Annotated in this window: 8 protein-coding genes and 1 pseudogene; 8 read left to right on the top strand and 1 reads right to left on the bottom strand. The window is 42.7% G+C overall.

Annotated features, from left to right (window positions below; all coding sequences use genetic code 11):
• Positions 1-118 precede the first annotated feature (118 nt).
• The 3 genes and pseudogenes from ACHLI0_RS12570 (at position 119) to ACHLI0_RS12560 (ending at position 4,695) form a co-directional block, all read left to right on the top strand.
• The gene (locus tag ACHLI0_RS12570; protein ID WP_490749297.1) at positions 119-976 is read left to right on the top strand and encodes an SGNH/GDSL hydrolase family protein; all 858 of its coding nucleotides are present in this window, start codon (positions 119-121) and stop codon (positions 974-976) included.
• A gap of 774 nt (positions 977-1,750) precedes the next feature.
• A pseudogene (locus ACHLI0_RS12565) lies at positions 1,751-2,236 on the top strand (glycoside hydrolase family protein); the annotation flags it as partial.
• A gap of 89 nt (positions 2,237-2,325) precedes the next feature.
• On the top strand, positions 2,326-4,695 hold the full coding sequence (locus ACHLI0_RS12560) for a glycosyl hydrolase 115 family protein (protein ID WP_490749296.1): 2,370 nt from the start codon (positions 2,326-2,328) through the stop codon (positions 4,693-4,695).
• A 207-nt stretch (positions 4,696-4,902) separates the two neighbouring features.
• Here ACHLI0_RS12560 and ACHLI0_RS12555 read toward each other — a convergent pair whose 3' ends face one another.
• Complete coding sequence (locus ACHLI0_RS12555; RefSeq protein ID WP_008767245.1) at positions 4,903-5,739, bottom strand: AraC family transcriptional regulator; 837 nt, start codon at positions 5,737-5,739, stop codon at positions 4,903-4,905.
• Positions 5,740-5,936: 197 nt separating this feature from the next.
• Between ACHLI0_RS12555 and ACHLI0_RS12550 the strand changes: the two genes are divergently transcribed.
• From ACHLI0_RS12550 to ACHLI0_RS12530, 5 genes are read left to right on the top strand one after another with little or no spacing between them, the layout of a single operon-like run.
• Entirely contained in the window at positions 5,937-6,836 is a 900-nt protein-coding gene (locus ACHLI0_RS12550) for a glycyl-radical enzyme activating protein (protein WP_490749295.1), read from the top strand.
• Positions 6,833-8,977: a pyruvate formate lyase family protein gene (locus ACHLI0_RS12545; RefSeq protein ID WP_490749294.1), complete on the top strand. Its 2,145-nt coding sequence runs from the start codon at positions 6,833-6,835 to the stop codon at positions 8,975-8,977. The genes ACHLI0_RS12550 and ACHLI0_RS12545 overlap by 4 nt, the downstream gene beginning before the upstream one ends.
• A 28-nt stretch (positions 8,978-9,005) precedes the next feature.
• Complete coding sequence (locus ACHLI0_RS12540) at positions 9,006-9,431, top strand: hypothetical protein (RefSeq protein ID WP_048699181.1); 426 nt, start codon at positions 9,006-9,008, stop codon at positions 9,429-9,431.
• Positions 9,432-9,438: 7 nt separating this feature from the next.
• Entirely contained in the window at positions 9,439-10,446 is a 1,008-nt protein-coding gene (gene rhaT, locus ACHLI0_RS12535) for an L-rhamnose/proton symporter RhaT (RefSeq protein ID WP_414185971.1), read from the top strand.
• Positions 10,447-10,505: 59 nt separating this feature from the next.
• On the top strand, positions 10,506-13,472 hold the full coding sequence (locus ACHLI0_RS12530; protein WP_490749293.1) for a SusC/RagA family TonB-linked outer membrane protein: 2,967 nt from the start codon (positions 10,506-10,508) through the stop codon (positions 13,470-13,472).
• The last annotated feature ends 3 nt before the right edge of the window (positions 13,473-13,475 follow it).

Below are 13,475 nucleotides of genomic sequence, written 5' to 3'. Positions count from 1 at the left end.
AGAAGGTATTATCTTTATCTTCTTGTTTTTATTCTTGCTACTTTCGCTTAAACTGTCTATTTTTGAGGCTGCATTTCTATACTTGAATACGAGTACTTCATTTTAATAGAATAAAACAATGAAAAACAGGTTTCTGATCATATGCGCAGTTTTGTTTCTCTCCTCTTGTTTGGCGTATGGACAAGAGCAAGCATCTGTAACAAAAGACTTTTCTGAAAATAAACAAGGTTGTATTCAGCATCCCTGGCAAGGCAAGAAAGTAGGATACATCGGAGATTCCATCACAGACCCGAATTGCTACGGTGATAATATAAAGAAGTACTGGGACTTTCTGAAAGAATGGCTGGGGATCACTCCTTTTGTTTACGGCATTAGTGGAAGGCAGTGGGATGATGTACCCCGTCAGGCGGAAAAGCTGAAGAAAGAACATGGCGGAGAAGTCGATGCTATCCTGGTTTTTATGGGGACAAACGATTATAATAGTAGTGTACCTATCGGTGAGTGGTTTACGGAACAAGAAGAGCAAGTACTGTCTGCTCACGGTGAAATGAAGAAGATGGTGACGCGGAAAAAGCGTACGCCTGTCATGACTCAAGACACTTATAGAGGGCGTATTAATATAGGAATCACTCAACTGAAGAAACTTTTCCCGGATAAGCAGATTGTTCTGCTGACTCCTTTGCACCGTTCGTTGGCTAACTTCGGCGATAAGAATGTCCAGCCGGATGAAAGCTATCAGAATGGTTGTGGAGAATATATAGATGCCTATGTGCAGGCTATTAAGGAGGCAGGAAATATATGGGGAATACCTGTCATAGACTTTAATGCAGTGACAGGTATGAATCCGATGGTTGAAGAACAGCTTATTTATTTCTATGATGCCGGCTATGACCGTTTGCATCCCGACGCCAAAGGACAGGAGCGCATGGCACGCACTTTGATGTATCAGTTACTTGCACTGCCTGTCGCTTTTTAATTATTCAAGTATCCGCAGGACTTGACAAAGGCCTTTTTTTGTTGTATATTTGCAGATGTCATACAGGCAATAAAGTAACAACCCATTAAAAAATGAAACGAAATGCACCTTATCAATCATCTTAACCGAATCGAAAAAACAGTGTAACATTATAACAAAATACAAAGGGGATCATATGCGAATCAGTATCTATGTGAACCGGTGATGAGCTTGAGGCTGCAACCTTTTATAGAGTTTGCAGCCTTTTTTGTTGCATAAAATTAAAAAGAATATGCTTAAAAGGTATATTTGAGTTTATAATAAATGGGGAGACCGTTTATAATAAACGATGAAACTATTTATTATAAACTCAACTGCGATTTTAGTGTTAAGGGTAAAAAGTTTTCTATGCGTCAGAAGAACCCGTAGAGAGTTTTCTTTTATTTGACTTAGCAGATTGCGAATTATTGCAACATGACAAACTTTTACCTTATTGCCTGATTTCCCCCCTATAATTGCTTGATTTTTCTCCTGTCTCATTGTGCTCTTCTCCCTATTTTTGTGCATTAAATATTCTTGTTCTTATCAATCTCTTATCAATGATGAAGTATGCTGCATGATATGCACGTCGGAGGTGGAAAGTGCGTGGCTGCTCTGCGGGATGTTGTTTGGAAGAAGAATAGTACAATATTCCATGCTTGTTGTACTATTTTCCATAGGAATATAGATAGTTAAACGTAAATTTGTAATTTAATTGTGCCTTATACTTTTTATAAGAATTTATAGAAGAATATCATGAAATACTGGATGTTATTATTTGCCTTTTTGTGGGTATCTTACGGAACGGGCATGGCTCGGAAAACCGAAAAAGTAGTAAATAACGGAATTCCCTGGTTTGACGACAGGGGAGAGATTGTCAATGCGCACGGTGCCTGCATTGTGGAAGAGAATGGCAGATATTATCTTTTCGGGGAATATAAGTCGGACAAGAGCAATGCTTTTCCGGGTTTCAGTTGCTATTCATCTGATGATTTGGTGAACTGGAAGTTCGAACGTGTTGTACTGCCGATGCAGCCAAGCGGAATTCTTGGCCCTAATCGTGTAGGCGAACGTGTGAAAGTCATGAAATGCCCTTCTACCGGCGAGTATGTGATGTATATGCATGCAGACGATATGAACTATAAAGATCCCCATATCGGTTATGCTACCTGTAGCACTATAGCAGGTGAATATAAACTTCACGGACCTCTGTTGTATGAAGGTAAGCCTATTCGTCGCTGGTCTTATCCGCATCAGGCTTTGGCTACCACCCTTTATGGCAGCGACGATTGCTTTGTGACCATTACTGATATTGTAAAACTGTAATATTTATGAGAAATAGAATTTTATTTTCTGTCCTTGCTTGGGTAGCAGTGATCTTCTCCGTTCAGGGTAAACAAAAAGATTTTGTCTTGCAGTCCGGTCAGCCGGTTGCGATAGCTTGTAGCGGTTCGGAAGCACCGGTGGTGCGTACTTCGCTGGACTTGTTGTCCCGTGACCTTCAGACTGTATTGTCGGCAACTGCCCATGTAGACACAAATACCGGAAACATCCTGGTAGGAACGATCGGACAGAGCAAGCTGATTGAGAAGGCAGGCATCGATATTTCCGCATTAAAAAACAAAAAGCAGGCTTTCCTGCTCGCCGTCTCAGAAGATGGAAAGCTGGTGGTAGCCGGCAGTGACAGTCACGGTACAGCCTACGGCATACTTGAAATATCCCGTTTGCTGGGCGTTTCCCCTTGGGAATGGTGGGCGGATGTGACTCCGGAGAAGAAAGAGACATTCCGCCTTTCGGGCAAGTTTAGAGAGTTGCAGTCTCCTTCTGTGGAGTATCGGGGCATCTTTATTAATGATGAAGACTGGGGACTGATGCCTTGGAGTAACAAGACCTACGAACCGTCGGACGTGAAAGGAGAAATCGGGCCGCGTACTAACGAACGTATTTTTGAGTTGCTGCTTCGTTTGCGGGCCAATACCTACTGGCCTGCCATGCATGAGTGTACCTTGCCTTTCTTTCTGACGAAGGGCAATCGGGAAGCAGCGAAAAAGTATGGTATCTTTATGGGAGCTTCCCACTGCGAACCGATGGCGTGCAATGCTGCCGGAGAATGGAAAATACGTGGAAAAGGAGCATACGATTACGTGAATAACAGTCCGGCCGTTTATCAGTTTTGGGAAGATCGTGTGAAAGAAGTTGCCGGACAAGAGATACTTTACACGCTGGGTATGCGTGGCGTTCACGATGGAAAGATGCAGGGAGCCAAGACGGTAGAAGAGCAGAAAGCCGTCCTGGACCGGGTATTTGTTGACCAGCGCGGCTTGCTCGAAAAGTACGTGAATAAAGATGTAACACAAGTGCCACAGGTCTTTATTCCTTATAAGGAAGTGCTCGATATTTATCATGCGGGCCTGCAAGTCCCCGAAGACGTGACCTTGATGTGGTGTGATGATAACTACGGCTATATCCGCCATTTCCCCACTGCCGAAGAGCGTGCCCGTAAAGGCGGCAACGGAGTCTATTATCATGTTTCCTACTGGGGACGCCCGCACGATCATTTATGGTTGAGCACCATGAGTCCATCGCTCATTTATCAACAGATGAAGCAGGCTTACGATCAGGGAATACAAAAAATGTGGATACTGAACGTCGGCGACATCAAACCTGCCGAGTATCAGATTGAGCTGTTCATGGATATGGCATGGAATCTGGATAAGGTATCTTCCGAAGGAGTGACTGCACATCTGAAACATTGGCTGGAACGGGAACTGGGAACCTCCTGTGCAAAGGCCGTCCTTCCCGTTATGCAGGAACATTATCGCTTGGCACATATCCGCAAACCCGAATTTATGGGAAATACACGGGAGGAAGAAAAGAATCCGGTCTATCGGGTAGTGAAAGACCTGCCGTGGAGCGAAAGAGAGATAAACGAGCGTCTGAATGCTTACAGCGAACTTTCGGAAACAGTAGAGAAAGCTGCTTCTAAAGTACCCGCCGACAGACAGAGCGCTTACTTCGAACTGGTGAAATATCCCGTACAGGCTGCGGCACAAATGAATCGCAAACTGTTATACGCCCAATTGGCACGCCACGATAAGGCAGACTGGGAAAAGAGTGATGCCGCTTACGACAGCATTGCTGCACTGACTCAACACTATAACTCATTGGAGAATGGAAAATGGAATCGCATGATGGACTTCAAACCCCGCAAGCTCCCTGTATTCAACCGTGTGGAAAGAAAGGCGGCTACTGCTCCGATGACAGCGGACCGTAAAGCAGTCTGTCAATGGAACGCGGCGGAGGCAAAGAAGGGAAACGCTATTGTCTGCGAAGGTTTGGGATATGAAAGCAAAGCCGCAGAGATAAAAAAAGGCGATGCGCTGACTTTCTCCTTTGGCAATCTGAAAACGGACTCGGTAGAGGTGGATATCCGGTTACTTCCCAACCATCCGGTGCATGGCGATAAGTTGCGTTTCTCGGTTTCTCTGGATGGTGCCGAGCCTGAAGTGATAGCTTACGAAACGAAGGGACGCAGCGAGGAATGGAAAGAGAACGTGCTTCGTAATCAGGCAATCCGGAAAATCGTACTTCCCGTTACGGGTAAGAAATCACATCAACTGGTCATCAAGGCATTGGATGAGGGAGTGATACTGGATCAGGTAATGCTTTATGAGGTGAATCGTAACAGTTCAGGTATTTGAAGTTTCTGTCATTCGGAAAGATATCTAAGGGAACGCAGTGAAGGATCTCTTCTCTCTTGTACAGTAAGAGGAGATTCTTCCTCTCTTTGCTTACCCCTTGGACATTACAAGCATTTGCCGTTGGCAGGAGCATTTCAGCAAAGAATTTTTTCTTTTAACTCACATTACAGCTCAAGTGTCCCCAATATCTGTTGGAAGCAGTCAGCTTTATACGATTAATTGATTGATTCTCCTGTATTCGTAAGGAGTCTGATTATATACAGAACGGAATATCTTATAGAAATGCCCCAGATTCCTAAATCCACAATTTGTACATATCTCCTTGATCGGCATACTGGTAATAGATAGCTGAGTAGTGGCATATTGCATTTTAAACTCATTTATTAAATCAGTCAGAGATTTATGAAAGTGCAGTTTCACGATCCTATTCACATAATCGATATTACGGTCACATAAAGTGACGAACCCCGCAATTCCCTGAATAAAAAATTCCGGACTATTGAATTTTTGAATAGCATTGAATAGCCAAACCGGTATCTCTGAAGAATCTTCCACCTTTTCATTAGCTGTAATCTGCCGGAAAATGAAAAGCAACAGACTATCGAGCTGTATATTGGATCGCCCGTATTTCATTGCTTCTTCCGCCCGCGAAGATAGTCTTTTCACAATATCCCTTGATAATCTCATCTGAAATGGGAACATACCGGTAGTCCAAAAGTACAAGTTACTCCATTCAAAATATCGCTGACGGAAATAATCTAAAGTCTCCACGGGAAAAGCCACATTCACAATAACGATCCCTTTTCCCGAAGAGGAAAACGTATGCCTGTCTTTGGGACGTACCATAATTAAATCTCCCGGAGATAGTCTAAACTGATGTCCATTGACATGGTGAATGCCTGTTCCCTTTTCAACCCATAAGATTTCAGCATAGTCATGTGAATGTAAGGACAAGTCCTGAGAAGAGGTTATATTCACTCTTGCAATATGAAACTTTTCATTTGCACTCAGAAAATAGGATAGCTTAAAAACGGAATCTCTCATATTCTTTTTTGATTTGATTGCAATATTAAGAGTTAGCCTTCACAAACACAACCCGTGAAGACTCTTTTTTATATGTCAAAGCATAAAAAGTCGGAATAGCGTAAAAAAACTACCGCTATGAATAATTTCTATCGGAAAAACGTATATGGACAACCTCTACCTTTGTCCCCATCAGCTAATACTAAAAGAATCATATCATGAAAGGCTTTATAACTAACATCCAACGAATGTCTATCCATGACGGTCCGGGAATTCGTTCTACCATCTTCTTAAAAGGATGCAATCTGAGATGTAAGTGGTGTCATAACCCTGAAACCTGGAGCATGAAACCGCAACTCCAGTATATTGAAGACAAATGTATCCATTGTTTCTCTTGTATAACGGTATGTGAGTATGAAGTTCTGTTCATCGACTCAAACAGATTATCCATTCATCGCGAACGGTGTACTGATTGTGGGAAATGCACAGAGCGCTGCACTTCGGGCGCACTGTCCTGGATTGGGAAAGAAGTTGATTCTTCGGACATCATACATGAAATTCTCCAGGACCTTATTTACTATCAGAAATCCGGAGGAGGAATTACCCTCTCAGGGGGTGAACCTTTGCAGCAAAAAGATTTTGCGTTAGATATTCTCCAAAAATGCCGGGAACATAGAATACACACAGCTGTAGAAACCAATCTGTTGACTGATGTTAACACGTTGGAGGCATTCCTTCCTTGGGTTGATTTATGGATGTGCGATTTTAAAATGGCCGATGACACATTACACCGGAAATGGACCGGACACTCCAATGTTCCTATTATAAAGAACCTGGAATTTCTAGCCAAACAAGCTGTTCCTTTGACCATTCGTACACCGGTCATTCCCAACGTCAATGATTCCGAAGAAGCTATCGAGTCAATATGCCGCTTCATTCGGCAATTACCTAATCAGCCTGCTTATGAATTGCTGGGATTTCATTCATTGGGATTCGTTAAGTTCGAGAATTTAGGAATGAAGAATCCCTTAAGCAATTCTGCTTTTTTAAAGAAAGGACAATTACAAAAACTAAATGAAATACTGATCAGATATAATTTAAACAATAACAAAAAATGAAGAATTACGAGCAAAAAATAGCGAACCTGCGTTTGCGGAAACTCGCTCAAACTCAGGAAAAGATTGAAAAGGAAGGACTTCTGGACGAAGATGATTATGGACGGGTGGTTCCTCCGGAAAATTTGTGGAATATCATACCTAACCATCCCGATGGTTCTTTCTACGGATTTGATGCATGGGCTGATAACTTTTGCAGCCTGATGAATATTCATCCGGTATACATTGATGCCGACGATGCTTTTGCAGGCAGATGGATGTATTTCATGTCTAAAATGCGGCCCAATAAATGGAATCCGGATTATTCTTATGACTTTCTAAAAGAGAATATCAAGAAATATGACCTCATTTGTGGTATTGGCGATGACGCTCATTTCGCTCCTGATTATGAAATCGGGGTAAAATTAGGATGGAATGGCTTGATAAAGAAGATAGAACATTACCAATCTATCCATCATTCAGAAGAGCAACAACACTTCTACAGTTTGCATCTAAGGGTCATACGTAGTGTGCAGGGGTGGATACAGCGTCATATCGACCAGGCATATAGAATGGCTGCATCTGCAACAGACGATTGTTCTAAAAACAACTTACTGGAAATAGCCAAAGTAAACGAGCGAATTATCAATGATGCCCCAACGACATTAAGAGAAGCCTGTCAGTGGATCATATGGTATCATCTTGCATCAAGAACTTACAACCGTGATGGAGCTGGCGGACAAATTGATACTTTATTGGCTCCTTTTTATGAAAAAGATTTGGCAGAAGGAAGGATTGATAAAGAAACGGCCGTTTATTATTTGGCGTGTTTTTTACTGAACGACCCTGTCTACTGGCAATTGGGAGGTCCCGACGAATCAGGTAAAGACCAAACTTCCCCCCTTTCATTCTTAATACTGGAAGCTGCCGATAAAATCAATACCTCTTTAAATCTGACAGTGAGAGTGTTCGATGGTCTGAACACGGACTTATTCCGGAAATCCGTAGAGTACCTGGTTAAGAACAAGAATGGATGGCCCAGATTCTCAGGAGATAAAGCATTGGTAGAAGGATTTATGAAGAACGGCTTCAGTGCACAACTGGCTCGCCGTCGTATAGCAGTGGGATGTAACTGGATGTCGCTGCCCGGACTGGAATATACAATGAATGACCTTGTGAAAATAAATATGGCGAAAGTTTTTGAGGTATCCTATACGGAAATGATGAATGAACAAAAAGATCATAGCACCTCCCGGCTCTGGATGTTATTCAACGAGCATTTGGCTAAGGCAGTCCAAACATCAGCCGACGGAATTCGTCATCACCTGAAATTTCAAAAATACAATGAGCCGGAGTTATTACTAAATCTATTGAGCCACGGGCCATTGGAAAAAGGCAAAGACGTATCGGACGGTGGAGCGGAATACTACAACTTGGCAATTGACGGAGCCGGATTGGCTACTGTCGCTGACTCTTTTGCCGCTTTGGAACAGCGCATCGAGTTGGAAAACAAATTGTCCTGGAATACCCTGACCGAATATCTGAGAAACAATTTCTCAGGAGACGAAGGATGCAGAATACGGCATTTATTGAAGAACAGCGAAAAATATGGAGCAGCCGAATCCTTGGGCGAAAAGTGGGCGATTCGGATCAAAGAAACATTTACAGAACTGGTACGTTTGCAGTCCGAACCGGACAAACGCCGGATTTTTATTCCCGGCTTCTTCTCTTGGGCAAATACGGTAGGATTCGGACAAAGTGTGGGAGCTACTCCCGACGGACGTTTAGCGCAAACACCTATCTCTCATGGAGCAAATCCCACTCCCGGTTTTGTAAAAGACGGCGCATCGCTTTCACTTGCTACTATTATAGCTAAAATTCAGCCGGGATACGGCAATACGGCACCCATGCAATGGGAGCTGGACCCTACATTCGCCAATATGGATAATATAGAGTTAATCATGTCCATCATCAGGGCACACTTCGACTTGGGAGGTACTTTGATTAACGTTAATATTATGAATAAGGATACTGTATTGGCTGCCCATAAAGATCCTGCCGGATATCCGGAACTGGTGGTCCGTGTTACTGGATTTACAGCCTACTTTTCCATGTTGTCTCCTCAATTCAGACAATTGGTAGTAGATCGTATCTTAGAAAGCTAAATCATATTCACTCTAAAAATCTTATATCATGAAAATCATTGATGAACACACATTTGAAGGAAAGGGATATCACCCGTTCCTGATAACCGACAGGTGGCAGGTAGCCTATCTCAATTATGCGGAGGCCGAATCTCTGGAGCAAATTGAGAAACTGGATATCCACCATCAGACAGATGAAGTATTTGTACTTTTGCAGGGAAAAGCAGCTTTGATCGGTGCTTCTGTCACCGATCAAAATATTACCTATGATGTAGTAAATATGCAACCGGGTATAGTGTACAATATCCGAAGAGAAGTATGGCACAAGATCGCCATGCAACCAGGGAGCCAGGTACTCATCATAGAGAATAACGACACCCATCTGAATGATTTTGAATTTTTCGAATTAACAGAGTCTCAAAAGTCCCAACTGCGGGAATGCGTAACTAAAATCGTTTCACTCACCGAAAATTAAAACAAGTATGGAAACTACAGTTATTTCGGGTTTCTTATTAATTCTGCTGGCTGGTGGTTGTTCCGGCACGTTTGCTTTGCCTTTTAAACACAACTCACAGTGGAAATGGGAAAACAATTGGTTTATCTGGAGTATCATCGCTCTTCTTGTCGCTCCCTGGATAATGGCATTTATCTCTATTCCTGACTTGGGAAGTGTATATGCTCATGAAAGCGACACGGTACTGCTAGTGGCTTTCTTCGGCCTTTTATGGGGAATTGGCGCTATACTATTCGGAAAAGGAATTGATTATTTGGGAGTTTCGCTCAGTCTTCCCATTATGCAAGGATTGATTAATGTGGTAGGGACTTTGATGCCTGTCATTCTCAGAGACCCTTCGGAATTGCTAACACCTACGGGACTAAAGTTACTTACAGGTATAGTAATTATTCTTGCCGGAATCATTTTCTTTGCGATAGCAGGGCACAACAGAGATAGCAAAAGCCGCCAGACGCACTCTGAAACACCTATTAAGAAAAATTTCAGGAAAGGGTTAATTATCTGTTTGCTTGCAGGAATATTCGGACCTATGATTAACTTTGCTTTCGTTTATGGGGCACCCTTACAAGAAAAGGCTGTAGCAACGGGAGCATCTTCTCTTTATGCAGCCAACGTGATATGGAGTATCGCTTTGAGTGCCGGATTTATTATTAATCTCCTTGAATGTATCCGTTTGTTCGGCAAGAATCAATCTTGGAAAACTTACCGACATCGTACAACCGGAGGCCTGATAATGGCTTCTCTGGCAGGGGTATTATGGTATCTGAGCATTATGTTCTATGGTATGGGAGGCAGTTTTATGGGAGTTTTAGGAGCTTCTGTGGGCTGGGCTACCATGCAATCGACAGCTATTATTGCAGGTAATGTGGCCGGACTTGCTTCCGGCGAGTGGAAAGGAGCTACCCGCTATGCCATCCGGATGATGGTGATAGGATTGGTATGTCTCATCGGAGGAGTGGTGGTGATTGCCCTCTAACGACTATACTTAACTATTTATATTGACTTAATTATTATGTTATTCAAAAAGTCTAACTTATGGAGAATTTAGCCATTTCATTTTTTGAACGAATAAAAGAACAGGTGACGCTGAGAACCATAAAATATTGCATTTTAATGGCAGGTTTCCTGTGTGTATGTGTTCCTTCGCTTTACGGTGTAGAAAATCTGAACGTAACCGGAAAGGTCGTAGACTCCTCTGGTGAACCTCTGATTGGAGTATCTATCAAGGTAGAGAACAAAAATATGGGTACTACTACTGATATAAACGGAAACTTTACGCTCGCTGACATCCCTAAAAATACGGTGCTTGTTCTTACATATATCGGGATGGAGACGCAAAAAGTAACGGTGACACAAAATAGGCTGAACATCGTTATGCGTGAAAACAGCGTACAACTGGAAGAGGTGGTAGCCATTGGCTATGGTACAGTGAAAAAAGAGGAGTTGACCAGTGCTGTCACTAAAGTAGGGGAAGAATCGTTTAATGCGGGGGTAACTACCAGTCCGATTAACTTGCTGAACGGCAAAGTACCGGGATTATCCATTCGCAATACAAGCGGAAATGACCCGAACGCATCACCGGAGATACATTTAAGAGGTATCGGATCTATCCGGGCAGGAAGTGCTCCGCTGATAATTGTCGACGGAACTTACAGTACCATGTCCGAGTTGCAGGCAATCAACGCTAATGATATCAAGTCCTTTAATGTTCTGAAAGATGGTTCGTCTGCCGCTATTTACGGTACACGAGGCAGTAATGGGGTTATCATCGTAGAAACCAAAAATGCGTCTAAAGGCAAAGCCAGTATCGAATATACCAGTTATTATTACACAGAAAGACCGGTGCGGAAACTGGAAATGATGTCTGCCGATGAATATATGGGATATTTGAAAGACAAAGGGCACTCCACCATCAACAACGATTACGGCTTCTCAACCGACTGGACGGATCAGCTGATCCGAAATAATTTCAGTTATTACCAGGGAGTTTCTTTCTCAACAGGAACGGAGAACTCATCCATACGAGGCTCTGTCGGTTACCGGGATTCTGAAAGTATGGTAATCAACACTGGCAATAAGCAACTGACGGGGAGAGTAAACTTCAAGCAGTATTTTTTCGACAAGAAGCTGACTATAGAAGGTACGTTGAACGGAGCAAACACTCAATCGGATTATACTGATTACGGAGCTTTCATGCAAGCTATCGTATATCATCCCACGGCACCTGTTTATAATCAGGAAGGAAAATTCTTCGAATACGCAGGAGTAGGACCTTATAATCCGGTAGCCTTACTTTCGCAAGTAGATAACAGAGGAGAACGTTATACCTACTCCGGCAATCTGTCTGCTAATCTCAAAGTATTGCCTTGTCTGAGTGTATATGCTATGATGTCTGCCAACAACGATACCTACGAAGGTTCCAAATATATCAGCCGTGATTCTCGCTACAGTGTATTAGGAGGATTTGAAGGGCAGGCAGATATGAATACTTATTTCTACAAGAAACGAACATTTGAAGCCTATGCCAATTACAGTTTCTCCACTGATGTACATAATCTGACAGCTCTTGCCGGTTATTCATTCAACAGAGAAGACAGAACCTGGCACAATGCGTCCAACTCAGGATTCCTGACAGATATTCCGGGAGCTAACAATATTGGTAATGGTACGTATCTGGAAGATGGACTTGCCTCAATGGGAAGGGGACAGGATGAATCAAAGTTAATAGCTTTCTTCGGTCGTATCAACTATTCATATAAAGGTAAATATCTGTTCAATGCGAGTATCAGACGCGAAGGTTCTACCCGCTTCGGAGAGAATCATAAATGGGGCTGGTTTCCTGCTGTCTCTGCCGGATGGAGAATATTGGAAGAAAATTTCTTTAATGATGCTACCCCGCTTAGCAACCTCAAACTACGTGTAGGCTTTGGTATCACCGGAAATCAGGATATTCCTTTATATGCTTCCATAGCCAAATACAATGATCTCGGATATGCTTACTATAATGGAAAATGGGACAAAGTTTATGGTCCTGTCAGCAACCCGAATCCCGACTTGAAATGGGAGAAGAACGCTGAATACAACGCAGGTATCGATTTCGGAATATGGAACGACAGGCTGACGGCAAGTGTAGATTACTATTATCGTAAAACCACTGATCTGCTGGATTGGTATGATGCGCAAATGCCTTCAAATATATACAGTACGATATTTACCAATGTAGGTACACTGACCAATCAAGGTATTGAATTTGCTATCGGGTATGATGTAATTCGCAACAAAGAACTGAAATGGCATCTTGACGGAGGATTCTCATACAATGAGAATAAATTGGTCTCCTTGGCAAACAGTTCTTACCGTGCCAATCACATCACTTACAATCCTCTTTCTTCACCTGCCAACGGTCAGACTACGTATATACTGGAAGAAGGCAAACCCATTGGTACGTACTACGGATTAAAATACAGAGGTTTCAACAGTGCCGGTAAATGGGTATTTGAGGACAGGGATGAGGACGGTGCTTATTCGGATAAAGACTACACTTATTTGGGCAACGGACTTCCAAAATGGTATTTCAATCTGGCCAGTACATTGACCTGGAAAGATTTTGATTTCTCTTTCCAACTTCGGGGTGCAGCCGGATTTAAGGTCCTGAATACCAAACGGATTTATTACGAGAACTCGGTGTCTTTACCTTTCAATCTATTGAAATCCGCATTGGGCAGACTTTTGAATGACGCTGCCACTTTTTCTGATTATTATCTGGAGAAAGGTAATTATTTGAAGTTAGACAACATAACTGTAGGGTATACGTTCGATTTGTCCCAATTGAAATATGTGTCAAATGCCCGGATTTATGCCACCGCCACCAATTTGCTGACCATAACCGGATATACAGGAGTTGATCCGGAAGTAGGTACAGGGCTCACGCCCGGATTCGATGATTCCGGTTACTATCCGCGTTCTACAACTCTTATGCTAGGTTTAAACATTAAATTTTGATTC

It is taken from the genome of Bacteroides sp. RCH18 (assembly GCF_058231005.1).
This window is presented reverse-complemented; position numbering and strand designations above follow the sequence as displayed.